Source organism: Paenibacillus dendritiformis, from assembly GCF_021654795.1.
Classification (GTDB): Bacteria; Bacillota; Bacilli; order Paenibacillales; family Paenibacillaceae; genus Paenibacillus_B.
On record NZ_AP025344.1, the window covers coordinates 284,175 to 309,035 of the forward strand.

Here is a 24,861-nt window from a genome sequence, read left to right on the forward strand (position 1 = left end):
GTGGTTCAGCCTTATTCAATAGCTTTTTAAGGTGAGAAACATCGGGGAATCCCTGATATCGACCGGATAGACGCCGAGGCCGCCATCCTTGTCGATGTCGATGTTCACTTTTTCTTTGAAGGCGCACCATACGAGCTTGGAGCAGTTTTTATCCCCGACGCATGAAGTCGCGCGATTCGTGGCGAAGTTGTAGGAGTAGCTCTCGCCAATGCGGCCGTGCGCCCAGTCGGCGGCTTGCTCTCTCGCGGAAGCGCTTGCATATTGCGGCTTCGGAGTCAAGATCTTGGAGCCTGCATCGACGCGCTTGTCGATAAGCTTCACCTTGCGCACGCCCGAGCCGGGTACCGATTCCACGATGTAGTCGGGGGTGTAGTAGATGCCGACATGCCCGTGCGGAATCCCTGCGGTGGAAGCCGTTTCGAAGAAGACATTGCCTTTGCTGCTGGACGCAAGCTGATAGGCGCCGTCGCCTTTGCCGCCAAGCACCGCAATTTTGTTCTGCAGTTCGGGCATCTTCGCGCGCAGTTCGTCGTACATTTGGCTGGCGATGACATCGCCCGGGAGCTTGGTGATTTGGGAAGCGTATTCAATTTCGGATACAAGCTGCTCCTTGGTCACATGCGGATACACGTCCAGAATACGTTCCAGGACATCGCCGTCCTGCCCGCGGGCGCTAACCGTCGCTGGAACCAACAGCACAAGCACGAGAATAGCAAGCACAACCTTTTTCATCATAATCCCTCCTAGCATGTAAAGTATACTTTCAAGGATAGTATATAGGCGGTGTGGAAAAATATTCAAAAAATTTACTTATTTATATGGCATATGCCGGCTTTACTGCCTCAGCCACTGATCGATCTGGCTCTGAGCTTGACCTGCCCATGATAGTTCCAGGTGATTGAGCGGCAGCGTGACATTGCCCGCGACGCGGCCAATCCCTTGTACGGCGGCTGCGCTTCGCACGAACACGACGCCATCGCTCGGTCCCGTATGTTCGTTATGCATGTTCGGGATATCGTTCTGATTGCCGGTTAACAGATACGTTGAGATGCTGGCTGGAATGCCGGCCGTCAAGATCTCGTCGACCAATGATCCTTGCTGTATGGCGGCATCGATCCCGTCGCCTGCCGTGAAAAAACCTTGCCCGCCATAGTAGGTCGTATACCAGTCCTGTTCGGTGGGAGGAAGCGGATGGACATTGGCCCATTTGGCCAGCATTTGCTTCTGACCGGGGAAGAAATCACCCGTCGCTGTTCGGTAGATGGACAGCTCGGGGTGAGTGCGCCATACGCCGTAGCACATCATGCGCGTATGCGGCGAAGGGGCGTTCATGCTGCCCCCGCATTCGGGGATGATGCCGTAATTGAATGTCCAGCCGTGCCGGAAGATAAGATCCGTCCCCTTATTCGGATTGGCGATCAGAATCAGCTTGCGGATATCCCCCGCATAGGCCGTGCCGCCCGGCTTGCGGATGGATGATGCGTACATGCGTGAAGCGAACGCGCCTTTGCTCCAGCCGATGACGTCGACCTTGCTCTCGCCGGTCACATTTTTCATGATCTGGATGGCATCGTGGATGAGCTCTGCGGCATAATAGTTGTCCCCGTGCTTATGTGCGAAATTAATGGCGAATACTTTATATCCCTGGCTGACCAGGAACTGCATCAGTCCCGTGTCCGGGCAGGAGGAAGCCCCGCATGTATTCGGACCGAACTCGTTCGGATTGGCCCAGGCCCGATCCGCATTATCATTGGCTCCATGAACAAGCAGAACCGGGGTTGGGTTAGGATTGGTCTGGTACTGCGGCGCATAGTAGAGGAGAAAGCGGCTGGAATGCGGCTGCTTTACGCCGTCGAAGAAGAGCAGGCGCTGGCCAATCTGATCCCCCCGTCCATCTTGGGGATAATGTTCCGGCGCGAACATTGGGTTGTTGTCTTTCCAGCGTTCCGCTTTGCTCCATCCATTGGCGACAACGGTGTACGTTTGTTCCAATATGAGGTTGGTTCGTGAAGCTTCGCCCGCTTGTGCGGATTCGGCGGCTGTCAGGATGGCGCAGACTAACAGCGCCATGAGGATCATGGCAGACATCCATCGCTTCGGCATGTCATCCTCCCTTTCGTCAGCTGCATTCACGCAGCGTAATTGGTCATAAGGGCCTCGCGGCACATCACGATCACAATACCGGAACGCGGTTGCAATGGAGTTGCTCAGGAAGCAATTTATAGGTGTGGCACGATATTGATACATGAACATACCCGCATACCGCGGTAAATGGCGATTTTCGCCGATGGCGAGCGAGGAGATGAACGGCTGTACTGGCCTGTTATAGGAGGAATCGTAGTGGGAAAAACGATCATATGGGAGCGAATTCAAGGAGACGGAATGGAATATTGCAGCCATTCCTTTGGAGCGGCGACCCGAATAGAAGGGAAAGTCATCTGTGCCGGACCGGACAACCAGTCATTCGTCGAATATATAATGAATTGTGATTCAATTGGGTGCGCCAGGGATGTATATGTTCGTTATGAGGAGGCGCATGGTTGGAAGAGAAGACGTATGTCTACCGTTCGATCGCCAGCGGTTATACGGCGCGGCTCGAAGTGGATGATAACGGAATAGCCCTTGTCTACGGGGATCAATGGGCAAGCCGACAACCAAATTGAACAAGCGGGATATTTTTATCTTGACCCTATGTATCCTTTTCCATTAACATAGAGAGCATAAAGGGGAGTAGCTGTTCAATAAAGTCGTCATTACGAGGGATAACGCCTCCGGCTTTGTTGGCAACGATGATTGCTGGCGAGACCTTTACCATTGCGGTAAAGGTCTTTATTTATGGCCTTTACCGTGATCGGTAGAGGCCATTTTTGTTTTTAAGGGGTGTTGCCCGGGCATGTTCATAAATGTGAGTGATTGAAGAAAGGATATATACGACATTCGAGATAGGAGAGGATACGATGGATTTTTTTACAGCAGACTTCTGGTCTGGGCTTCTGGCGATCGTCATCATCGATCTGGTACTGGCGGGAGACAATGCGATTGTCATTGGGCTGTCAGCGAGGAACTTGCCGAAGGAACAGCAGAAAAAGATTATTTTTTGGGGAACGTTCGGAGCGATTGCCATTCGCTCGCTGCTTACGCTTGCCGTAGTATGGTTGTTGAAAATTCCGGGTCTGCTGCTGCTCGGCGGGGCTATGCTCATCTGGATTGCATATAAGCTGCTCGTTGAGGAGAAGAAGCATGATGTGGCGTCGGCGGCCAGCATGTGGGCGGCCATCAAGACGATCGTTATCGCGGATACGGTCATGGGGCTCGATAATGTGCTCGCCGTGGCCGGCGCCGCTCATGGCGATTTCATTTTGGTCGTGATGGGTCTGCTGATTAGCGTGCCGATTGTCGTATGGGGAAGCACGCTGATTTTGAAATGGGTGGAGCGATTCCCCGTCATTATCTATATTGGATCCGGGGTGCTGGCCTGGACGGCGGCTAAAATGATCACCGATGAGCCGTTAGTAAAGGGCTTTTTTACGGAAAATCCGATATTGAAGTGGGGACTTATCATTGTAACCATTGCCGGCGTGTTGGTCATGGGCAGACTGAAAAAGCAGAAGGAAGTGAAGCAAGCCGCTTAAGAGCCAGCCTCCTTCCTGCAGGCATGCCATCATTGGGGAGAAAACATTACATTTTTTAGGAAGCACCTTAGGGTGCTTTTTTATTATACGCAGCCCCCTCTTCCTAGGTGATTAGGGTTGCCTGACGTAATATAATAGACATGGGGATAATGGAACTTGATTTCACTAGGTAGAATTTAACGGCGGTCGGTTGGATCTGACATATTTATTTATTTGCCGAAGGAGAGGAAATGGAATGGACAGTAAGGAGCGATTTTCAAGCCGAGTCGACGCCTATGTGAAGTATCGGCCCAGCTATCCGCCGGAAGCGATCTCGTATTTGTATGACACGGTAGGTTTCGGTGCGGAGGATGAGATTGCCGATATCGGGGCGGGGACGGGAATCTTTTCGAAGCTGCTGCTGGCACGCGGGAGCAGCGTCATTGCCGTTGAACCGAATCAGGCGATGCGGGAAGCGGCTGTGCTAGACCTTGGCCATCATGCGCATTACCGCGCTGTATCCGGTTCCGCCGAAGCGACAGGGCTGCCGGACCGCTCCGTCAATCACATCGTCTGTGCGCAATCCTTCCATTGGTTCGATCGGGGCGCCGCGCGGTCGGAATTTAGCCGTATATTGAAGCCGGGCGGCAAGGCCGTGCTGATCTGGAACACTCGCTTGCTGAAGGGGACCCCGTTCCTGAGGAATATGAGCAGTTGCTGCTAGCATATGGTACGGATTATGAAAAGCTAAGGCATAAAAACATTTCATCGGACGCCCTCGCTTCCTTCTTCAAGCCAGGGGGGCTCCGGGTCGCCCGGTTTTCGATGCGCCAGCTGCTCAATCTGGAAGAGCTGGGCGGGCGGCTGCAGTCCTCATCCTATGCGCCGCAGGCCGGCCATCCCAACTTTGAGCCGATGATGGCCGAATTAAAGAGCATATTTGCACGGAACGAACAGAATGGCGTCGTCTCCTTTGAATATGAGACTGAATTATATTGGGGAGAAGTGCAAGATGAAGTACAGCAGGCATAAGGAGCAAGCCGCATCGCATATGTTTTGCTAATGAGAGAGGGGAAAGCCCCTCTCTTTTTTACAGCCTGGATGATCCTGTATATTGACACATTCGGAAGATGTGATAAAATCAGTATTACTTATAAATCTCATTGAATTACTCGGTTTAAATCCGGGAGGAGGCATCATTGTACTCATGTTGATTACGGGATTGCTATGCGGGGCGCTGCTTGGGTTCGTCATGCAGCGTGGACGATTTTGCCTGACCGGCGGTTTCCGGGATATGTACCTGACGAAGGACAACCGGATGTTCTACGCGCTGCTCATTGCCATCACGGTGCAGAGCATTGGCGTGTTTGCCCTTATCCAATTGGGCTTGGTCGAGTTTTCCGCCGGTTCGTTCCATTGGCTGGCGACGATGGCCGGCTCGTTTTTGTTCGGTATCGGGATTATTTTGGCCGGGGGCTGTGCCACAGGGACGTGGTACCGGGCCGGGGAGGGGCTGATCGGAAGCTGGATCGCCCTGTTCGGATATATGGCGATGAGCGCGATCATGAAGTCGGGCGTCCTGCTGCCGGTCAATAACAGCCTAAAAGGCTACAATGCGCCGACGAACTCCATTCCGGACACATTCGGTCTGTCGGTGTGGCCGTTTATCCTCATCCTGGCGCTGTTGACGCTATGGCTGGTCGTCAGGCAGCTGCGCAAGCCTGCCGTGGCGGTTCCGTCCTTGCCGGCGAAGCGCGCGGGGCTGAACCATATTTTGTTCGAGAAGCGATGGCATCCCTTCGTTACGGCGGTGCTCGTCGGCCTGATTGCGATTCTGGCCTGGCCGCTAAGCGAGGCGACGGGAAGAATGTCGGGTCTCGGCATTACGACCCCTTCCGCGAATTTGCTTCAATATTTGGTGACGGGGGACAGCGGGAAATATGTGAATTGGGGCGTCTTCCTGGTGCTTGGCATCCTGGCCGGCTCCTTCCTCGCCGCGAAGGCGAGCCGTGAGTTCCGCTTCCGGGCGCCAGACGCCAAGACGGCGCTATCCAGCTTCGGCGGCGGTCTGCTGATGGGATTCGGAGCGAGCTGGGCCGGGGGCTGCTCGATCGGGAACGGCCTGGTCATGACCGCCATGATGACCTGGCAAGGGTGGATTTCGCTTCTCTTTATTTTATTGGGAACGTGGACCGCTTCTTACTTCGTCTATGTTCGCCCTCGTGCGAAGGCGCGCAAAAATCAGGCTGCAGCTTATCAGACAACGACGGCGTAAGCCGATAGCATAAGGAGGAGTAATGATATGGGAAAAAAACTGTCCGTGCTCGGCATGGTATGTCCGTTTCCTTTGATTGAGGCCAAAGAAGCGATCGAGACGATAGGCAGCGGCGACGAGCTGGTCATCGAATTCGATTGCACTCAGGCAACCGAGAGCATTCCGCGCTGGGCTGCCGAGGCCGGCCACCGCGTCACCCGGTTCGAGCAGATCGATGATGCGTCCTGGACGATTACCGTGCAGAAGAAATAAGTGCATATCGTCTTACTTGAAGGGAATGCCTTTGCGGCATTTCCTTTTTTTGAGTGTTCCTTGCGGCGGCATGGCGTCCAGGCCGTTGGTCAGAAGAGCCGGGCTGAGCCGGGCGTACGCTTAGAGTACATGAAGTGCAATATGTTCTCCGAATAATCTATGTCGGTAATCTTTTGTCCATATTATACTTATGTTAGAAAAGTTGAAGGAGATGAACATACGATGTCAGCTATACGTATCGGTATTGTAGGTTACGGCAACCTTGGAAGAGGGGTCGAAAAGTCGATTCAGCAAAATCCGGATATGGAGCTTGTCGCTGTATTTACCCGCAGAGATCCGGGCTCGGTGCAAGCAAGCGTTCCGGTTGTATCGTTACAGGACGTAGAATCCTATACAGACAAAGTCGATGTCATGATCTTGTGCGGCGGCTCGGCTACGGATCTTCCGGAGCAGGGGCCTGAATTGGCACGCTTGTTCCATACGGTGGACAGCTTCGATACGCACGCGCGCATTCCGGAATACTTCGAAGCCGTTAACGGGGCGGCAGAAGCGTCGGGACATGTATCCGTCATCTCCACGGGATGGGATCCGGGCTTGTTCTCCCTGAACCGCCTGCTGTTCGAATCCGTGCTGCCGCAAGGCGCGGAATATACCTTCTGGGGACGCGGCGTCAGCCAAGGCCATTCGGATGCGATTCGCCGCGTCGAAGGCGTCAAAAACGGCGTACAGTACACCATTCCTTCCGAGGAAGCGGTAGCTGCCGTCCGCAGCGGAGAGCAGCCGCAGCTGTCGACGCGCGACAAACATTTGCGCGAATGCTTCGTCGTGGCCGAGGAAGGCGCGGACAAGGCCCGCATCGAAGCGGAAATCAAAAACATGCCGAACTACTTCTCCGACTATGAGACGATAGTGAACTTCATCAGCGATGAAGAGCTGAAGGCGAATCACTCGGCCATGCCCCACGGCGGCTATGTGCTCCGCAGCGGCGTGACAGGGGAGGGCACGACGCAATTGATGGAATTCAGTCTGAAGCTGGGAAGCAATCCGGAGTTCACGGCGAGCGTGCTCGTCGCCTATGCGAGGGCGGTACACAAGCTGGCGGCACGCGGAGAAGCCGGCGCACGCACCGTATTCGACATTCCGTTCGGCCTTCTGTCGCCGAAATCGCCTGAACAGCTTCGCAAGGAAATGCTGTAAAATCGGCGCCATCCTCAATGGACATCAACGCAAGCCCGCTGCGGCTTGCGTTTTTTGTCGTCTCGGGGTTGCGTCCCTTCCGCGCCCTTTTGATCAATCTCCCAACGGCTCAGGGCCCCTTCCGCTTCCTGTCATTGCCGCCTCTTTCCTTATGGAATTGAATTTGTGCGCTTGCCGCACATCCCGTGTTCCCCTGGGCAGGCGCTGCAGGCCGCAGCGGCTCGCCGCCTCTGAGTCGATGGGATAACGATCAAAAGATGCGGAAGACCTGACAGAACGGGATAGAGGGGAAAAAGGACTCTGTCCGCCTGACTTGTTACCTGACAGATTGGGATAGCGAAGCGGAGGCCGGGCAACCTCACAGAAGGGAAAACCAGTTATAAGGCGCAAAAAGAAAAACGCCCGTCTCCTGCCCCAAAAAGGCCGGAGAAAGGCGCCTCCCACTTTGCGGTTTACTTCTCCCAATGCTTCTCCAGAAAATCGTCGCGGCCGGATTGGGCTCGGTCGGCCGCGTAATGCTCAGGCTCTTTGCGGTAGTAGTCCTGGTGATAGTCCTCGGCCGGATAGAAAGGGCCGGCATCGCGAATGGGCGTGACGATAGGCCGATCGAACCGGCCGCTTGCCGCCAACTCCGTCCGAGAAGCTTCGGCCAGGCGGCGCTGCTCTTCGTTATGAACGAAGATAGCGGTCGTATACGATTCGCCCCGATCCTGGAATTGACCGCCGTCATCGGTCGGATCGATCTGCGCCCAATACAGCTCGAGCAGCTGGCTGTACGGAATGATCGCCGGATCGAATGTGATCTGGACGGCCTCGAGATGTCCCGTCGTCTGGGATTTAACCTGCTCATAGGTTGGATGCGGAATATGGCCGCCGGTATAGCCGGATACGACGGCATGCACGCCATCCCATTGATCGAAGGGCTTCACCATGCACCAGAAGCAGCCGCCGGCGAAGGTGGCCAGTTGGAGCCCGTCCTGGCGCGGCGTCCCCTGTTGGCATGCAGAGGCGTCTGAAACGTATGTTGGCATCTCGATTCCCCTTTTTCACAGAGTAGCAGATAGTTGATCTGTTCACAGTGTAACCCGAAGCGGACAGGCTGCCAAGGGGGGATGAGGGGGAACGCGGCTCCCCGTCAATATTCCAGATGCTCCTTGTCGTCGATTCGCTTGCGAAAGACATAGTAGCTCCAAATCTGATACCCCAGTACGAACGGAAGAATCGTAAGGGAGACATACGTCATCACCTGCAGCGAATACGCCCCGGAAGCGGCATTGAATACGGTGAGATGATAATCGGGACTGATCGAGCTGATCATCACCCGCGGGAACAAGCCGATGAACACGCTGGTCATGGACAAAATAATGACCGCCCCCGTCATGACGAAGGCCCAGCCGTCCCGCTGCCGCTTGATGAACCGTCCAGCCATGACGAGCGCCGCCCCGGCCAGAAGCGGGAGGGCGATCCATTGCGGTCCATGGACGGTATAAATGTCGGTGCTGACATAGGTCATGACCGCGAACAAGAGCAGGAAGGCGGCGATGGCAGGCCCCAGGTCGCGCGCCGTCTTGCGCGCCCGGTCCCGCAGTTCGCCGGTGGTCCGCAGCGTAAGGAAGACGAGGCCGTGAAGAATGCACGCCAGTACGGCCGCGACCCCTCCGGCAAGCGCGTAGCCGTTCAGCAGGTCGAACAGGCTGCCCAGCATTTCCTTGCCGCCATCGATCGGAACGCCGCGAATCAGGTTGGCGAATACGACGCCGAGCAGGAAGGGCGGAAGCAGGCTGCCGATGAGGATCGCGGCGTCCCATGCCCTTTTCCATGCGCCATGGTCCAGCTTGCCCCGAAATTCGAAGGCCACGCCGCGGGCGATCAACGCGAGCAGCAGCACCACGAACGGGATATAGAAGCCGCTGAACAATGTGGCGTACCAGTCCGGAAAAGCGGCGAACATGGCGCCGCCGGCCGTAATCAGCCATACTTCGTTCGCATCCCAGTACGGACCGATCGTATTGATGAGAATGCGGCGCTCCCGGTCGGTCCGGCCGAGGAACCGCGCCGTGATGCCGACGCCGAAATCAAAGCCTTCCAGGAAGAAGAAACCGACAAACAGCACGGCTACGAGAATAAACCAAAATTCATTTAGCGATAGCATGTGCATCCTCCTTGCCAAACGGATCGTAGGTGCGGGACGGCTCGTCCGGCTTAGCGTCCCCGTCCTGGCGAATAACCTTCACGAACAGACACGCGTCGATAACGGCCAGGATCGCGTAGATGGTGGTAAACGCAATCAGCGAGAACAGAAGCTCGCCCGCGGTTACGGTAGGCGAGATCGCGTCCTCGGTGCGCATGACGCCGAAGACGACCCACGGCTGGCGCCCCATCTCCGCCATGAGCCATCCGGTTGAATTGGCCAGGAACGGGAAGGCGATCGCGCCGACCATCAGCTTCAAGAACCAGGGCCGCTGCTCCAGCTTGCGTCTGCGGGCCAGCATAAAGCCATAGATGGCGATCAGACACATCAGGCCCCCGGCGAAGACCATCGTGCGGAAACTCCAGAAGGTCATTTTGACCGAAGGAATGTAATTCCCGGGTCCGTATTTTTCCTCGTACTCCGCCTGGATCTGGTTCATTCCCTCCACGCTGCCGCTCAGCTTGCTGTGCGCCAGAATGCTCAGCATATACGGGACTTGCAGCTTGGATGTCGTGTCCTGGTTCTCCGTATCGATGCGGGCGAACAGCGTGAACGGGGCCGGATCCTCGCTGGTGTCCCATAACGCTTCCGCGGCGGCCATCTTCATCGGCTGCGACTTGATCAGATGCTGGGCTTGCTCATGGCCGATGAAGGCGATGAGTAGGGCCGAGACGAGGGCGACTGTAATGGAGACGCGGAATGAGATCCGGAACATCTCGGGTTTGTGCCGCTTCAGCAGCTTCCATGCGCTGACGCCGGCCATGAAGAACGCGCCGGTCGCGAGGGCGGCGAATAACGTATGCGGAAATTGCAGCCACAGCTGCGGATTGCGGATGATCGCCCAGAAATCGCTCATCTCCGCTCTTCCGTTTTGGAACACGTATCCGACCGGGGCATGCATGAAGGCGTTGGCCGTCAATATCCAGAAGGCCGACAGCATCGTGCCGATCGAGACGAGCCAGATGCATGCCAGATGGACGCGCTTCGACAAGCGATCCCAGCCGAACACCCATAAGCCGATAAACGTAGACTCCATAAAAAAAGCGAGCAGGCCCTCGATCGCCAGCGAAGGGCCGAACACGTCGCCGACGAAGCGGGAATAATTGGACCAGTTCATCCCGAACTGAAACTCCTGCAGAATGCCGGTGACGACACCGACCGCGAAATTGATCAGAAATAATTTGCTCCAAAACTGGGCGGACTGCTTATAAATGTCTCTGCCTGTTCGGACGTAGAACGTCTCCAACAGGGCGATTAGGAATGCCAGGCCAATCGTCATCGGGACGAAAATGTAGTGGAATAGCGTCGTCGAAGCGAATTGGATGCGTGCAAGAATGACCTGATCCATAACGGCCTCCTTTAGCTGATTCATGTTCTGGTTGAAAATGGCCTGCCGGGCGCCCTATTTTGTGAATGGCTTCACGTAAAAGACGGCACGTGATGCGCTGTCCGTGGAGGGCGGGCGATGGCCAGGCGATCGCTTATGCATGATCATAGTCCAGACGGCGCTGCGTGTCGCCATCCACTTTTACCGGGCCAACTCATCCATGTTCAACACACTGCCACATAGTTGACAATGTTTCGATGAAATCGGTCTGTGCCGGGGAAATAAACATAATGCTATACTTATATTGTGTGATAAAAATCACATACAAAGGTCAACAAGAGGTGGATGGGGATGTGGCAACCGGATCGTTCGAGCAAGCAGCCGTTATATCAGCAGATTGCCGCATATATAGAACGGAGAATCATCTATGGGGAATTCCCGCCGGGAAGCCTTCTCCCTTCAGAGCGCAAATTGGCCGGGCAAATCAACGTCAATCGCAGCACCGTCGTGCAGGCCTATGAGGAATTGCGCGCCTCCGGAATGATTGAGAGCATGGTCGGGAGCGGAACGCGGGTAAGCAAATCACGTTGGGGCGCCGCTCCGAAGCAAACGCCGGATTGGCTACAATATGTGGATGATGGGGCGGCCATGCAGCCGCGCCAATCTTACATGCAGCTGATTCGCAACCAACTGGATTCGGGACGTCCGCTCATCGACTTCGCCAGCGGCGAGCTGTCCCCGGATTTGTCGCCCAGTGAGGCCATCCGCCTGCTGCTGAGCGAGCATGCGCTGCATGAAGACCTGGGATATGACCATCCTCAGGGCTATGTTCCGCTGCGGCAGGAGCTGGCCTCGTATTTGAAGCAGTACCGCGGCATTCGGGCCACGGAAGCCTCGATACTGGTCACTTCGGGATCGCATCAGTCGCTTTATCTGATTACGAAGCGTCTGTTAAGCCCGGGCGATGCCGTGGCGATCGAAGACCCGTCTTATTACTATTCGCTCCCGATGTTCCATACGGCAGGCCTGCGGTTATTCCGCCTGCCCGTAGATGAGAAGGGCGTCTGTCCCGAAGGGATCCTGTCGCTGCACCGGGAGCATCAGATACGCATGATATTTGTGAACCCGAATTATCATAATCCGACCGGCCGCTTGCTGGATCCGTCGCGCCGGGAACGGCTGCTCGAGATTTGCGGGCGTCTGGGCATTCCCATTGTCGAAGACGATCCGTTCAGCTTGACCTCATTCACGGGCAATCCGCCGCCTTCGCTCAAATCAAGCGATTCCGGCAGCACCGTGCTGTACATCGGATCGCTCTCCAAAATCGTCGCTTCGGGTTTGCGCATCGGCTGGATGGTCGCTCCCCAATCCGTGGTGAGCCGGCTGACGGACGAGAAGCAGCAGATGGATTTCGGCCTAAGCGTCCTGCCGCAGCGCATTGCGGCGGAATTGCTGTCTTCGGCCCATTTTGAAGGGCATCTGGTCCGTCTGCGGAGAGAGCTGTCGCACAAGCGGAACCTGCTGCTTGACGCTCTTCAGCGGGAGCTGCCGGGCAAGCTGTCCTATACGCTGCCGCAAGGCGGGTTGCATCTGTGGTGCCGGATGAGACAGCCTGTCGACGATGGCAGACTGCTGGAGGAGAGTCTGCGGCGGGGCGTCGCCTTCGTTCCGGGAAGCGTCTACGGATCGGAGCGGGGCTATGTCCGGTTCACGTTCGCGCGTCCGCAGACCGGCGAGATCGGCCCCGGCATCGCGTTATTCGCGGAAGCGCTGCGTGCGGCAGGAGGATAAGATGAGGATAAGCTTATGATTTCAAGCGAGATCATAGGCTTTTTTTGTGCGCTTCGGATGGAAAAGGCGGCCGGCATGGGCCCCTGGGGCCTTCGTGTCGGCCCGCCCGCAACCGACAAAAGAGCGTGCTCGTCCGGCCGGGCCGGGAGCACGCTCTTCTATCGTCGGCGCCAACGCTAGGAGCGTTCGACGATCGTATTATAGGTGGTGCGGTCGGTATGCTTCACGAGTTGGACAAGCAGTTCTCTCGCCGCATCGATATCGTCGGTGTGAACGATCGAAGCCGGCGTATGGATATAGCGTCCGCACACGCCGATGACGGTCGCCGGCACGCCTTTGCCGCTCAGGTGAACCTGTCCGGCATCGGTGCCGCCCGGAGATACGAAATACTGGTACGGAATGCGGTGCGTATCCGCGATATCCTGGACGAATTCAAGCAGGCCGCGATGCGTAATCATCGTCGGGTCATAGATGCGGAGCAGCGCGCCTTTGCCAAGCTGCCCGAAGGAGTTCGGGTCCCCGGTCATATCGTTGGCGGCGCTGCAGTCGAGCGCATAGAAAATATCCGGCTGAATGAGATTCGCCGCCGTCCGCGCGCCGCGAAGGCCAACCTCTTCCTGCACCGTCGCTCCGCAGTAGAGGATGTTCGGCAGGGCGAATCGCTCGCGGTGCAGCTCCTTCATCAGCTCGATGGCCAGCCCGACGCCATAACGGTTATCCCAAGCCTTGGCCATAATTTTCTTCGGATTGAGCAGCGGCGTGAACGGACAGACCGGAACGATCTGAAGTCCCGGACGGATGCCTGCCTTCTCCGCCTCCTCGCGGCTGTCCGCGCCGACGTCGATATACATATGCTTCACGTCGACCGGCTTGTTGGCCGTCGCTTCATCCAGCAGATGCTTCGGAATCGATCCGACGACGCCAGGGATTGGCCCGTTCGGCGTAATGACTTCGACTTGCTGGGCGAGCACGACTTGGCCCCACCATCCGCCGAGCGGCTGGAACTTGATCATGCCGTTCGCCGTAATCTGGGTCGTAATGAAGCCGACCTCATCGAGGTGGCCGGCGACCATGACGCGCGGGCCTTGCTCGTCCCCGCGCATGACCCCGAATACGCTGCCGAGGGCATCGTGGACAAATTCATCCGTATATTTGGACAATTCTTGCTTCACCAGGGCGCGAAGCTCCCGTTCAAAGCCGGGGGCAGACGGGAATTCGGTCAAGGTACGGAATAAGTCTAATGTTTCTTGCTGCATGATTACGAGCTCCTTCCTTCCAGGCCTGATAAGCAGCCTGCATCGATTTCGGGTGGATTCTGCCTAATCCTCAGTATGGACGGGTTGGCGTCCCGTTGCAACCTCGAACTTCAAAAAAAGCCGCCTCCGTCATCGTACGGAGGCGGCGGCCCGGTCGGGGCTGGCGCCGCGGAGATCGTCCCCGCGGCGGAGGCGCCTTGCTCGGGGCCGCGGGTGCCCGGTCTGGCTCCCGGTTCGGCAGCGGGAGACCGCGGCTAGGCTTGCTTCGAGGCGATGAAGGCGTCAATCCGGGCCATCACGTCTTGGCGAAGCGCCGTCAGGCGCTGCTCGGCATCGGCGGCCGACGTGCCCTGCACGGCGAAGTACATCTTGATCTTCGGCTCCGTCCCGGAAGGGCGCAGGCAGAACCAGCTCCCGTCCGCCAGATGGAACTTGAGCACGTTCTCCTTCGGCAATCCATAGAGGCCTTCGGCATAATCTTCCATGCGGGCCACGGCGGTTCCGCCTGCGGAGGTTGGCGCAGCGGCCCGCCATTCGTCCATGATGCCGCCGATAATGGCCACGCCCTCGACTCCCTTGAGCGTGCGCGTCTCGAGCGCCTCCAAATAATAGCCGTGCTGTTCGTACAGGCCCTGCAGCACTTCGTACAAGGTCTTGCCCTGGGCCTTGTAGTAGGCGCCCGCCTCGCAGATCAGCATCGCGGCGATGACGGCGTCCTTGTCGCGGGCGTAATTGCCTGCGAGATAGCCGTAGCTCTCTTCATACCCGAACAGGAACGTGTGCGTTCCCGTCCGGTCGAACTCAGTCATTTTCTCGCCGATATATTTGAATCCGGTCAGCGTATTGAAGACCGTCATGCCGTATGATTTGGCGATGGCCGCCCCCAACTCGCTCGTCACGATCGTTTTGATGACGGCGCCGTTGGCCGGCAGGGCGCCTTGCGCCTTCATGGCGTCCAGTAAATAGTGGACCATCAGCGCGCCGGACTGGTTGCCGGTCAAGACGACGTATTCGCCCTGCGCATTCTTCACGACGGCGCCCATCCGATCCGCATCCGGGTCCGTTCCCATAATGATGTCCGCATCCCATTCCTGCGCTTGCGCAATCGCGATGGAGAAAGCGTCCCGCTCCTCCGGGTTCGGCGACTTGACCGTGGAGAAATTCGGATCCGGCAGCTCCTGCTCCGGGACGACGCGCACTTGCTGGAAGCCGAGGCGATCCAAGACGGCGCGCACGGGCTTATTGCCCGTTCCGTGCAGCGGGGTGTACAGCACGCGGAAGCGATCGCTCGTCTGGCGAATCGTCTCCGGATTGCGGCTGACCCCGGTGACGGCCGATATGTACGCATCGTCCATAGCCGAGTCCAGCCAGACGATCAGCCCGGCCGCTTCCGCTTCGGCCCGATCCGCCTTGCGGATGTCGGCGAAGCTGTGAATGCCGCGGATCTCGGCGATGACGCGGCCCGCCGTATCCTTCGTAATCTGCCCGCCGTCGCTGCCGTAGACTTTGTACCCGTTGTATTCCGGCGGGTTATGGCTGGCCGTAATCACGATCCCGGCGCTCGCTTGCAGATGGCGCACGGCGAAGGAGAGCTCCGGCGTCGGGCGCAGCTCAGGGAAAACATAGGCCTTAATCCCGTTGCCCGCGAGGACCAGGGCGGCCTCCAGCGCGAATTCCGGGGAGAAATGGCGGGAATCATACGCGATCGCCACCGACGGAGAGGAGGAAGAGCCTTTCAAATATTGAGCCAGCCCTTGAGTCGCTTTGCCTACCGTATATATGTTCATCCGGTTGCTGCCTGCGCCGATGACGCCGCGCAGACCCCCGGTGCCGAATTCCAATTCCTTGTAGAAGCGATCGGTAATCTCCTGTTCATTGCCCGCAAGTCCGGCGAGCTCGGCCTTGGTCGCCGCATCGATCGACGCGTCGTTCAGCCAGGCTTCATACCGCTCTTGGGCCATCGTGTTCATAGTCATTGCGTTCATATCCTCCTTCAATACCCTATATTTGTTGAAGACATTGATTATCGAGATAAGATGTGTCGGGATGATGCGGCAGCCGCAAGCGGCAATGACACCGGCCTGGGCATGAACCATGGATGCCGCATTGATCTATTGTACTGGATTCAACCGCGTTCTGCATGTAAAAAAAAACGGGACAAGTCAAAAAACCGGCCGCCGCGCAGCCCAGTCGCCGCGGAGCGCATCCGGTTCGGAAGCGTGCAAGCAAAGAAGCCCCCGGATCGATCCGAGGGCTAGTGAGTCGCATTCGCTTGGGCGATATGCCGTCCCAGCTTCTTCAAGAGCGAGGTTAGCTGCTCTTGCTCCTCCGCGGGGAGAACTTCCATGAGCTGGTGGAGCGCCTGGGCGTGTTTGGGGAAAATCTCCTGCATCAAGGCGGCTCCCTGCTCCGTCAGCTCGGCGTAAATGACGCGCCGATCCTGCTCGCACGGGCACCGCTTCAAATAGCCTTTCTTCTCCAGCTTATCGACGACGTAGGTCATCGTCCCGCTGGCGAGCAGCACTCTGCCGCCAATCTGCTGAATCGGGGTAGGTCCTTTATGATGAAGAAGCTCCAGAACCGCAAATTCAGAAGGGTTCAGTTGATAGCGCTTCATGTCCTGCTGCGCGAAATCCATCAGCGACTTCGACGCCCGCGACAGGACGACGAATAATTTCAAGGACTGATCGACAGTTGCCGCTCCGCCGCGCGCGGAGCTTTCCTTTTCGGTCACTTGGAATCGTTCCTTTCCTCCAAAATGAATGTCATCCTCCACCTATAGTAACAGATTCACGTGGATAACGATAATGTCTATTAATATCTTGAAATCGAGATGAATATATCATGCCGAAGCGCACATGTCAACGCATAAAACGTCCGGGTCCTCCACAATCTAACGGGTAAGGAAATCTTGTCCGGTACAGGAGGGAACCGCCTTGGAACAGCTGACAGGACGCGCCAAGAAGGTCCAATGGTCCGACGATGGCATGGAAAATATTCAAATTATGCAGCAATTGTTCGAGCGGTGTTCCGACGTCGTCTTCTCGCGGATCGAGCTCCAAAATGGCGAGGAAGCAACGCTCGTATATATCGATGGGCTGATCGACGATCAAAGCCTCGATGATCATGTCGTCCAACCGCTCGCCACCCGGTACCGGGAGCCGGAAGGACGTCCGCCCAGGGCTGGCGACATTATCGGTGCCCTCTACACCTCGAAGGCGGAGGCCATCGAATCGATGGATGAAGCGCTGGAGCTGCTGCTGTCCGCCTACACGCTGCTCATTACGCATCAGACCTCGTTCGTCATCGCGATCGAGGCGATGCAGTGGGACAAGCGGCAGATACAGGAGCCGGATGCGGAATCGGTCGTTCGGGGGCCGCGCGAAGGATTTGTGGAAAATCTGCAGACGAACACGTCGCTGCTTCGCCTTCGCATCCGAACGCCGAGCCTCAAGATGGAGACCCTGAAGAAGGGGCAGATGACGAAGACCGCGATCACGTTCGCCTATATCGAGGGCGTGACGAACGACGGGCTTATCGAAGAGGTAAGGCGGCGCTTGAACAGCATCTCCCTCAACAGCGTGATCGACAGCGGCTATGTCGAGCAAAGCGTTGAAGATAATCCGTACTCCCCGTTCCCGCAGGCGGTCACCACCGAGCGGCCGGATGTCGCCGCCTCGCACCTGCTGGAAGGCCGGGTCGTCATCCTGGTTCAAGGCTCTCCGGTCGCGCTCATTGTGCCGGCCTTGTTCGCCTCCTTCGTGCAAGCGGCCGAGGATTTCTACGAACGGGCTATCTTCGGGACCGCGCTTCGCCTGCTGCGCTATGTCTCCCTGTTCGTCTCCCTGCTGGGACCGTCCCTGTACGTATCGGTCATTACCTTTCACCAGGAAATGATTCCGACTAATCTGCTGCTGACGATGGCCAAGGCCCGCGCGCATGTTCCTTTTCCCGCCTTGATCGAGGCGCTGCTGATGGAGGTCATGTTCGAAGCGCTGCGCGAAGCCGGGGCACGCCTGCCGAAGCAGATTGGTTCGGCGGTCAGCATTGTCGGCGCGCTCGTCATCGGCCAAGCGGCGATCTCGGCCGGACTCGTGTCGGCGCCGATGGTCATGGTCGTGGCCATCACGGGCATTTCTTCCTTCCTCGTTCCTCATTATACGATGGGGATCGCCATCCGCCTGCTTCGCTTCCCGATCATGCTGCTGTCGGGCTTCCTCGGTTTGCTCGGACTCATGATGGGCGTCATTTTGCTGATGACGCATTTATTGACGCTCAAGTCGTTCGGGACGCCTTACTTGACCGGCTTCTCTCCGATCCGCCTGCGGCAATTGAAGGATACCTTGCTGCGGCTTCCGGTATGGGTCGAGGATCTGCCGATGGAGCGGGCCGCGTCCAGACAGCAGCCGAACCGGAGGGAGGAGGGCGATCCGCATCCTTGAAGCGGGATTCGCCTGATCTGGAGAAAGGAGGCATGGTCATGCCGAAGAAGATGCCGAACCTCCCGCGCCTCGTCCGCCATGCCTTCCTTGGCGCGCTGGCCGTCCTGATGGGAGCGCTGCTTGCCGGCTGCTGGGATCGGACCGAGATCGAAGATTTGACGATCATCTTGTCCGCGGCCTTCGACAAGGCCAAGGAGGGAGGCGTTCAAGTCAGCTTGGAAGTCTTCGTCCCCAAGAGCGGAGGCGGAGAGGATCAAGCTTCTACCGGTTCCGGCGGCGAGAAGGGGGGAGACACGACGCACTTCTCCGCGAGCGGATCGACCGTCGGCGAAGCGCTGTACAATCTTCAGAACAATGTGCCCCGCTATATTTTCTGGGGGCATGCGGAGATTTATTTCATCAGCCAGGACTTGGCCAGGGAAGGGCTGCTCGAGCATATCGACTTTCTGCTTCGCTTTCAGACGCCGCGGCTGCATGCTTTCGTTTTTCTGACGGAGGGGAAGGCGAGCGACTTTTTGCAGTTCAAGACGATGCTCCATGAGAACGTGGCCGCGATGTTCAAGGATCTGGCCCGATCGCGGCGCGCGCTGGGCGTCTCGATGCTGGAGGCGGCGCAGCGGCTGTACGGGGAATCGAAGGCGGCCTACGCGCCGCTTGTGGCCTGGAGCCCGAATCACTTGGGCGGCGAGGTACCTTCCGTCGTCGGCATGGGGGTCCTTTCCAAGGATCGTTATGTCGGCAGACTGTCCGAGAAGGAGACCGAGGGCCTGATGTGGCTTCGAGGAGAAAATAAGCGCCTCTACGTCTCCTATTGCGATGCGCCGAAGGAATGCTTGTCACTTCGGGTAAGGCGCAATCTGGTAGACACGACGCCGTACTGGGACGGGAAGAAGCTGACGATGCGAATTCGCATAACCGCGAACGCGGACGTCGTCCAGAACAATTCCCGCTTCGACATTATGGACATGCCGCAGAATGAGAAGGCGGAGAGAGAACTGGAGAAGCAGATTATCGAGACGGTTCAGCAAGCCGTTCGCGCGACGCAGGAGAAGTGGCAGACTGATATTTTCGATTTCGCCGAGAAGGTCCACCGCAAATACCCGAAGGAATGGAATGCCTTCATGGAAAAGGAGTGGAGCCGCATTTACAGCAAGATGGTGCTGGAGACGAGCGTATCCCTGAATATCGCCCGCCCGGGCAGCGCGACCAGCCCAATGAAGAAAAAGGTGGGGGAAGACTGAATGGGAATGATGTTTTTTTCAGGCATCAGCTTAATCATTTTGCTGATGCTGGCGTTCGAATGGCTGCGGCGCAAAAATACCGGCAAGCGGGAGAAAAAGGCGTTCCTCGCCTTGACCGCGCTCGCATGGGGGTGCGGCCTTACGATTTCTCTCATTTCCCATCAGAATCTGCCGCGGCAGGTGATCGACTGGATCTATTTGCCGATCCTGTTGTGGATGAAGGGGGGAGGATGAGGGGTGGAACGGGGCAGGATTACATGGCCGCAATTAAGCATGCTGTTGTATTTGATGGTCGGGGCCACTTCGGTGCTGGCGCTTCCTACCATATCCGCGCAGTTCGCGAGGCATGATATGTGGATCTCCCCCTTCATCGGCTCGTTGACCGGCTTCTTCACCTTGGCGGTGGTGCTGAAGCTGCATTCTTATTATCCGGATCTGACAATGGTGCAGCAGGCGGAGCTTCTGCTCGGGAGGTGGCTTGGCGGAGCGGCAAACGTTATCGTCCTGCTTTTCATCTGGCACGGCACCGGCTTGATTACGCGCGAATACGGAGAGTTCATCGTCGGTTCGGTCTTGATCCGAACGCCCCAGCCGGTGGTTGTGGTCTGTTTCATCTTTATTTGCGCGGTGGCGATTCGGGGCGGCATCGAGGTGATTGGGCGATTTTCCATGCTGATTGCGCCGGTGTTCCTGGGATTTATCGTCGTCGTCCCTCTTATGCTGATTCCGAACCTGGATGTGATGCAGACGTTCCCCGTGCTGGAGCATGGGTGGAAGCCGGTCTGGAAAGGATCGATTTTGCCGCTGACCTGGTTCATGGAGTTCGCGCTGGCCGGTCTCATCCTTCCCTTCGTCAAAGGGAACCGGAGCAAGTGGAAATGGGGCATGTCGGCCGTAGCGCTGATGCTGTTCACGATGGTCGTCACGAATTTGACCTGTCTCTGGTTTTTCGGGACGCTGTCCTCCATGTTCACGTTTCCTATCTTTGCCGCTTCCCGCTATATCAGCTTGGGGGATTTTTTCGAGCATATGGAAGCCATCATTATGGTGCTGTGGGTGTTGAGCGGCTTCGTGCAGGTGATTACGTGGTACTATATCCTGGTCATCGGAACTGCGCAATGGCTTAAGCTGGAAGACTACCGCCCGATCGTGTTCCCGATCGGCCTGCTCATGGTGATTATGACCTTTTGGATTACGGATAATATGCCGGATATGATCGACTTGTTCATGACGACCGAGCCGCTCCTCTCAGCCACGGTGCAGGTTGTCTATCCTGCGCTGCTGCTCGCTCTGGCCTGGTTGAGGCAGAAGGGGAAGGGCAAGCGCGAGGGACGGAGCGGCGGGAACGGGCCGAAGCCGGAGCGCCGGGCTGCAGCAGCCGGCGTCAAAGGCCGGTGAATGCTCCCGGAACGGAACCGGAGCAGGACCCGTCAGCGGAGGGCGGCCAATCGGCCCCTCCCTGCCGACTTCCGGCGCGGAGCCGGACTTCCAACAAGGGAGGGGGCAGCCTCAAAAATGGCCAGCCGGCAGCAGCGATGCCGCTATGGGACGGGGTGGGGCGAAGGGCCACGGCGGGCAAAGGCCAGCGATAAGGCAAGCAGGGCGAGCGGCACGGCCAATCCGAGAGAGGCGCAGATAATAGACGGGGCTGACTGTTGCTTCACGGCTAGTGCGGCGTACGCCCGCCTGGCGGCACAGATTCAGGGTCTTGTTCTATCTGTTGCGTATTACGTTCCCCCATGCTGCTTGCGGTACATGTTGGGCGAGACGCCCTCCGCTTTTTTGAACACTTTGCTGAAATATTTCTCGTCCTGGTAGCCGACCATCTCTCCGACCTGGGCAATGCGGAGATGGGGATTCAGCAGAAGCCGCTTCGCCTTCTCGATGCGGATGCCAGTCCAATAGTCGGACAGATTGATGCCGAACTGCTGCTTGAACTTCCGGGAAATATATTCGCGGCTGACATAGAATCGCTGGGCCATATCCTGCAGCGACAGATCCTCGTTATAATGCCGCTCCACATAGCGGGCGATGTCGAAAATAATATGCTGCTCCCGGCCCTGGTAGACGGACAGGGCATCCGCTACCCGCTGCAGCGCCTCCAGCCAGAGCCGCTCCCATTCCTCCCAGGTCAGCCAGTCCCGCTCCGCCAATTGACGGAGCGGATCCTCGGCCTCCAGCCGCTTCAGCAGGCCGGAGGCCGTCGCGCTGTCCGGGGCGGCCTCCTGCACGAGGCGGGTGCGAAGCGCCTCCCATTCCTTCAGGCACTGCGCCATCATCACGGGCGTCAGCGCGCCGCGGCTGCGCAGCGGCTCGCTCCAGCGCCGGACGGCGGCCGCGAGCTGATCGGCCTGGCCGCTCTGTGCGGCCAGCGCCCAATCGTCCGCGGCTGCGGACAGCCGGATGGGGGCCGCGGACGCTTCCCCCGGCTCCGTTCCGCCCCGGAACGGATGCACCTCGATGCCGGGCTCCATCAGGTTGCGCCGCGCCAGGGCTTCCTTGGCCTGCGCGTAGGCCGCGTTCAGGCCGGCGGGGAAGGGCTCGCTGCCGCTTGTCCCGAAGTGCAGCTTCCGCTGCACCGTCTGCGCCAAGCCGGCATTGATGCCCTGGAGCACACCCTCCAGATCGGCGGCGTCCTCCCAGAGGACGATCGCCAGCTCGCTTCCGGCGCTCCAGTAGCGGAACGCCGCGCCCCGCACGCGCCCGGGCGGGTTCACGAAATCGGCGGCGATGTTGACCAGCGTGTAGAACAGCAGCTGGACATCATCGCCGAATTTGCCGCGGAATTCGCGGCTTCCCGCCGGCACGCAGGCGATCGCGAGCCGGATGCGGGAGACGCCGGCCGGGAGGCCGAATTCCGACGCCAGCCGGCGGACGTTGGCTTCATACACCGCCGGATCATCCAGCAGGCAGGACCAGAGCTTCTCCGACACGAGCGGCTTGAACTCGTTCACCTGCATGCGCCGCATATGGCTGGCCTGCCGCTCCGCCTCCTCGTGCCGCCACGCCGCCACGGCCTTGGCGACGGCTTCATTGATCGCCTCCGGATCGATCGGCTTCAGAATATAATCGATGCCGCCATGCTGCAGCGTATGGCGCACGAGCGCGAAGTCGTCGTGGCCGCTGATGGCGATCACCTTGCAGGCGGGGGCATGGCGGCTGATCCACTCCATCACCCCGGTTCCGTCGAGCCGGGGCATCATCATGTCCGTCATGACGATCTGGGGCTTGCGGGCGGCCAGCAGCTCGATGGCCTGCTTGCCGTCCTGCGCCTCGCGGATCGCCGTGATCCCGTGATGCTCCCAGTCCACCAGCAGCCGAATCGCCTCGCGGACATGTTTTTCATCATCAATGATTAACGCTTCCATTCGAGTCTAGCTCCCCCTTGATGAGTATCGTGATGCGGGTGCCGTGCGGCTCGACGGCCTCGATCCGCAGCTTCGCCTGCCCGTTGCTGAACAACTGAAGCCGGGTCAGCACATTGACGAGACCGATGCCCGACGAGGTCTCGTCGGCTGCCGCGTCCCGCCACAGATCGTGGCTCGTGCGGATGCCGAGCCGCTCCGGATGGACCTCCTCCAACCGCTCGTTCAGTTCGATTCGCCGCTGCAGCGGCATGCCGCGGCCGTTGTCCTCGACGGTAATCTCGATCATTCCCGCCTCTTCGCCATTGGCCTCCCGACCGACGATCCGGCTGGCAATCCGCAGCCAGCCGCCGGAGCGCTCCTGCTCGAGCCCGTGCTTGAAATAATTCTCGATCAGCGGCTGGAGCGTCATCTTCGGCACGGACAGATCGTGCGTGGCCGGATCGAGCTCGAAATGCGCGTCGAAGGCGTTCTCGAACCGCTGGGCCTGCAATTGCAGGTAGGCTCTGGCATGCTCGATCTCCTCCCGCAGCGTTACCGTGCTTTCGTCCGTATACATGCTGTAGCGCATCATGCGGGCGAGCGCCGTGACGAGCTTATAAATCCGGGGCGCCTTGTGCTGCAGCGCCAGCGTGCCGATCGATTGCAGCGCATTATTCATGAAATGCGGATTGATCTGGGCCTGCAGCGCCTTCAACTGATTGGTCTTGTTCGCGATCTCCAGCTGGTACTCGCGCACGATGAGATTGTTGAGCCTGTCCACCATATTGCGGAAGCGCTTGGATACGACGCCGATCTCGTCGTTGCCGGCAGGCTGGATATCGACGTGCAGATTGCCGGTCTGCACCTGGCTAATATAACGGACGAGCTGGCGGATCGGCCGGGTAATCCGGAACGATACGATAATTGTCGCAATAATGATGACGACGAGCGAGAGCGCGATCAGCAACATGTTGACCACGGCGGCCCGGTTCGCTTCCTCCAGCAGCACATGCTTCGGAATGATTTTGATCAGCGTCATATTGACCAGCGGCGTCTCGACCCGCTCATGAACGAAGAGAGAGCCGTCCGCCTCGATGCTGCCGCTGGGCGATGCGAGGAACGGGGCCAGATCGTGTCCGGTCTCCCGGAACGGGCGCCCGATCGCCTCCCGATCTCCCGAATAGAAAATGATGCCTTCGTCATCGACCAGATAGAACTGCTCCTTGTCCCGGACATAGAGCTGATCCGCAATCCGCGACAGCGCTTCCAATTTGACGTCAATGGACAGATAGCCCAGCCGCTCGCTGGATGGCATGCGGTAGATGGGACGATGGAACGTGAATACTTGAATGCTCGGGAAATAATAAGGCGACGCGTTGAAGCCGTACGTGCCGCTCAGATGGGTCGGCTGCATGCTGATGCCATCCTGCGCATAGCGCCGGACGTTCTCGTCGAGCGCAACGTCATGCATGCGCCGCGGCAGGCTCTGGATGACGAGCGTCGCCCGCTGCTGCTTGTTGCGGTACAAATAGACCTGCCAGATGTCGCCCATCGCGGCGGCGATATTTTGCAAGGAGACATAGGTATTCGCTTCCGCGGTGTAGTCGTCATAGCCCAATTCGAGCTGCCGGAAAAATTCATGATCCGTATAGACCGCCAATGAGGTCCGGTTCAAATTGTCCAGCAGGTTGCCGAGATTGGTCTTTCCCTGAAACATAAGCTGCCGGTTCTCTTCGATGGCCCGCCGCTTCAATGAGTCGGTCGTATAGCTGTAAGACACGACCATCGTCGCGACCGTCGGCACGATCGTCGCAATCAGCATGAACAGAATAAGCTTGGTGCGGATGCTGTTCCAGCGCATGGATGTTCAACTCCTCCGGTCACAGTGTACCCGTTCGGCCCGGGGCGGTCAATATATTGCACCTTTTCGT

Annotated in this window: 20 protein-coding genes and 1 pseudogene; 11 read left to right on the top strand and 10 right to left on the bottom strand. The window is 58.0% G+C overall.

Annotated elements, in window-relative coordinates; genetic code table 11:
• Positions 1 to 15 precede the first annotated feature (15 nt).
• Together L6439_RS01435 and L6439_RS01440 are read right to left on the bottom strand one after the other, a co-directional pair.
• Complete coding sequence (locus L6439_RS01435; RefSeq protein ID WP_237096705.1) at positions 16 to 735, bottom strand: YiiX/YebB-like N1pC/P60 family cysteine hydrolase; 720 nt, start codon at positions 733 to 735, stop codon at positions 16 to 18.
• Positions 736 to 834: 99 nt separating this feature from the next.
• Complete coding sequence (locus L6439_RS01440; RefSeq protein WP_213468669.1) at positions 835 to 2,103, bottom strand: esterase/lipase family protein; 1,269 nt, start codon at positions 2,101 to 2,103, stop codon at positions 835 to 837.
• Between the two features lie 437 nt (positions 2,104 to 2,540).
• Between L6439_RS01440 and L6439_RS29235 the strand changes: the two genes are divergently transcribed.
• From L6439_RS29235 to L6439_RS01465, 6 genes and pseudogenes are all read left to right on the top strand, one after another.
• Positions 2,541 to 2,663: a hypothetical protein gene (locus L6439_RS29235; protein ID WP_269155972.1), complete on the top strand. Its 123-nt coding sequence runs from the start codon at positions 2,541 to 2,543 to the stop codon at positions 2,661 to 2,663.
• Positions 2,664 to 2,957: 294 nt separating this feature from the next.
• Positions 2,958 to 3,632 carry a TerC family protein gene (locus L6439_RS01445; protein ID WP_213468671.1) on the top strand — a complete coding sequence of 225 codons (675 nt, stop codon included), beginning with the start codon at positions 2,958 to 2,960 and terminating at the stop codon, positions 3,630 to 3,632.
• A gap of 235 nt (positions 3,633 to 3,867) precedes the next feature.
• Positions 3,868 to 4,643 (top strand): annotated as a pseudogene (locus L6439_RS01450) (class I SAM-dependent methyltransferase).
• A 175-nt stretch (positions 4,644 to 4,818) separates the two neighbouring features.
• On the top strand, positions 4,819 to 5,886 hold the full coding sequence (locus L6439_RS01455; protein WP_269155973.1) for a YeeE/YedE family protein: 1,068 nt from the start codon (positions 4,819 to 4,821) through the stop codon (positions 5,884 to 5,886).
• Between the two features lie 27 nt (positions 5,887 to 5,913).
• Positions 5,914 to 6,138, top strand: coding sequence for a sulfurtransferase TusA family protein (locus L6439_RS01460; protein ID WP_168179973.1), 225 nt, complete (start codon positions 5,914 to 5,916; stop codon positions 6,136 to 6,138).
• Positions 6,139 to 6,360: 222 nt separating this feature from the next.
• On the top strand, positions 6,361 to 7,335 hold the full coding sequence (locus L6439_RS01465) for a diaminopimelate dehydrogenase (RefSeq protein ID WP_168179972.1): 975 nt from the start codon (positions 6,361 to 6,363) through the stop codon (positions 7,333 to 7,335).
• A 452-nt stretch (positions 7,336 to 7,787) separates the two neighbouring features.
• Here L6439_RS01465 and msrA read toward each other — a convergent pair whose 3' ends face one another.
• The 3 genes from msrA to L6439_RS01480 form a co-directional block, all read right to left on the bottom strand.
• Positions 7,788 to 8,366 carry a peptide-methionine (S)-S-oxide reductase MsrA gene (gene msrA / locus L6439_RS01470; protein ID WP_213468672.1) on the bottom strand — a complete coding sequence of 193 codons (579 nt, stop codon included), beginning with the start codon at positions 8,364 to 8,366 and terminating at the stop codon, positions 7,788 to 7,790.
• A gap of 104 nt (positions 8,367 to 8,470) precedes the next feature.
• The gene (cydB, locus tag L6439_RS01475) at positions 8,471 to 9,487 is read right to left on the bottom strand and encodes a cytochrome d ubiquinol oxidase subunit II (protein WP_168179970.1); all 1,017 of its coding nucleotides are present in this window, start codon (positions 9,485 to 9,487) and stop codon (positions 8,471 to 8,473) included.
• Positions 9,471 to 10,874: a cytochrome ubiquinol oxidase subunit I gene (locus L6439_RS01480; RefSeq protein WP_213468673.1), complete on the bottom strand. Its 1,404-nt coding sequence runs from the start codon at positions 10,872 to 10,874 to the stop codon at positions 9,471 to 9,473. The genes cydB and L6439_RS01480 overlap by 17 nt, the downstream gene beginning before the upstream one ends.
• A gap of 330 nt (positions 10,875 to 11,204) precedes the next feature.
• Between L6439_RS01480 and pdxR the strand changes: the two genes are divergently transcribed.
• Positions 11,205 to 12,644, top strand: coding sequence for a MocR-like pyridoxine biosynthesis transcription factor PdxR (gene pdxR / locus L6439_RS01485; RefSeq protein ID WP_213468674.1), 1,440 nt, complete (start codon positions 11,205 to 11,207; stop codon positions 12,642 to 12,644).
• A 176-nt stretch (positions 12,645 to 12,820) separates the two neighbouring features.
• On the opposite strand, the gene L6439_RS01490 is transcribed toward pdxR, so the two are convergent.
• From L6439_RS01490 to L6439_RS01500, 3 genes are all read right to left on the bottom strand, one after another.
• Positions 12,821 to 13,900: a M42 family metallopeptidase gene (locus L6439_RS01490; RefSeq protein WP_168179967.1), complete on the bottom strand. Its 1,080-nt coding sequence runs from the start codon at positions 13,898 to 13,900 to the stop codon at positions 12,821 to 12,823.
• A 254-nt stretch (positions 13,901 to 14,154) separates the two neighbouring features.
• A complete protein-coding gene (locus L6439_RS01495) occupies positions 14,155 to 15,876 on the bottom strand; it encodes a phospho-sugar mutase (RefSeq protein ID WP_213468675.1) in 1,722 nt (573 codons plus the stop codon).
• Between the two features lie 278 nt (positions 15,877 to 16,154).
• Positions 16,155 to 16,634, bottom strand: coding sequence for a MarR family winged helix-turn-helix transcriptional regulator (locus tag L6439_RS01500; protein ID WP_168179965.1), 480 nt, complete (start codon positions 16,632 to 16,634; stop codon positions 16,155 to 16,157).
• 202 nt (positions 16,635 to 16,836) lie between these two features.
• On the opposite strand from L6439_RS01500, the gene L6439_RS01505 reads away from it, so the two are divergent.
• Genes L6439_RS01505 through L6439_RS01520 form a run of 4 tightly spaced genes read left to right on the top strand, consistent with a single transcriptional unit; the run spans position 16,837 to position 20,981 of the window.
• Positions 16,837 to 18,342, top strand: a complete 1,506-nt coding sequence (locus L6439_RS01505; RefSeq protein ID WP_213468676.1) for a spore germination protein — start codon at positions 16,837 to 16,839, stop codon at positions 18,340 to 18,342.
• 38 nt (positions 18,343 to 18,380) lie between these two features.
• Complete coding sequence (locus L6439_RS01510; RefSeq protein WP_213468677.1) at positions 18,381 to 19,583, top strand: Ger(x)C family spore germination protein; 1,203 nt, start codon at positions 18,381 to 18,383, stop codon at positions 19,581 to 19,583.
• Positions 19,584 to 19,817, top strand: a complete 234-nt coding sequence (locus tag L6439_RS01515; RefSeq protein WP_168179962.1) for a hypothetical protein — start codon at positions 19,584 to 19,586, stop codon at positions 19,815 to 19,817.
• Positions 19,818 to 19,820: 3 nt separating this feature from the next.
• A complete protein-coding gene (locus L6439_RS01520; protein ID WP_213468678.1) occupies positions 19,821 to 20,981 on the top strand; it encodes a GerAB/ArcD/ProY family transporter in 1,161 nt (386 codons plus the stop codon).
• Positions 20,982 to 21,310: 329 nt separating this feature from the next.
• On the opposite strand, the gene L6439_RS01525 is transcribed toward L6439_RS01520, so the two are convergent.
• Both L6439_RS01525 and L6439_RS01530 read right to left on the bottom strand, forming a co-directional pair.
• A complete protein-coding gene (locus L6439_RS01525; protein ID WP_213468679.1) occupies positions 21,311 to 22,951 on the bottom strand; it encodes a response regulator in 1,641 nt (546 codons plus the stop codon).
• Positions 22,932 to 24,791 (bottom strand): sensor histidine kinase, encoded by a 1,860-nt coding sequence (locus L6439_RS01530; protein WP_213468680.1) that lies wholly within the window; start codon positions 24,789 to 24,791, stop codon positions 22,932 to 22,934. The genes L6439_RS01525 and L6439_RS01530 overlap by 20 nt, the downstream gene beginning before the upstream one ends.
• Positions 24,792 to 24,861 lie beyond the last annotated feature (70 nt).

Coding starts and splice junctions, on each gene's coding strand:
- L6439_RS01465 (WP_168179972.1), top strand. CDS start 6,361: ATGTCAGCTATACGTATCGGTATTGTAGGTTACGGCAACCTTGGAAGA.
- L6439_RS01490 (WP_168179967.1), bottom strand. CDS start 13,900: ATGCAGCAAGAAACATTAGACTTATTCCGTACCTTGACCGAATTCCCG.
- L6439_RS01510 (WP_213468677.1), top strand. CDS start 18,381: ATGCCGAAGAAGATGCCGAACCTCCCGCGCCTCGTCCGCCATGCCTTC.
- pdxR (WP_213468674.1), top strand. CDS start 11,205: ATGTGGCAACCGGATCGTTCGAGCAAGCAGCCGTTATATCAGCAGATT.
- L6439_RS01445 (WP_213468671.1), top strand. CDS start 2,958: ATGGATTTTTTTACAGCAGACTTCTGGTCTGGGCTTCTGGCGATCGTC.
- L6439_RS01460 (WP_168179973.1), top strand. CDS start 5,914: ATGGGAAAAAAACTGTCCGTGCTCGGCATGGTATGTCCGTTTCCTTTG.
- L6439_RS01515 (WP_168179962.1), top strand. CDS start 19,584: ATGGGAATGATGTTTTTTTCAGGCATCAGCTTAATCATTTTGCTGATG.
- L6439_RS01440 (WP_213468669.1), bottom strand. CDS start 2,103: ATGCCGAAGCGATGGATGTCTGCCATGATCCTCATGGCGCTGTTAGTC.
- L6439_RS01495 (WP_213468675.1), bottom strand. CDS start 15,876: ATGACTATGAACACGATGGCCCAAGAGCGGTATGAAGCCTGGCTGAAC.
- L6439_RS01480 (WP_213468673.1), bottom strand. CDS start 10,874: ATGGATCAGGTCATTCTTGCACGCATCCAATTCGCTTCGACGACGCTA.
- L6439_RS01455 (WP_269155973.1), top strand. CDS start 4,819: ATGTTGATTACGGGATTGCTATGCGGGGCGCTGCTTGGGTTCGTCATG.
- L6439_RS01530 (WP_213468680.1), bottom strand. CDS start 24,791: ATGCGCTGGAACAGCATCCGCACCAAGCTTATTCTGTTCATGCTGATT.
- cydB (WP_168179970.1), bottom strand. CDS start 9,487: ATGCTATCGCTAAATGAATTTTGGTTTATTCTCGTAGCCGTGCTGTTT.
- L6439_RS01525 (WP_213468679.1), bottom strand. CDS start 22,951: ATGGAAGCGTTAATCATTGATGATGAAAAACATGTCCGCGAGGCGATT.
- L6439_RS01435 (WP_237096705.1), bottom strand. CDS start 735: ATGATGAAAAAGGTTGTGCTTGCTATTCTCGTGCTTGTGCTGTTGGTT.
- msrA (WP_213468672.1), bottom strand. CDS start 8,366: ATGCCAACATACGTTTCAGACGCCTCTGCATGCCAACAGGGGACGCCG.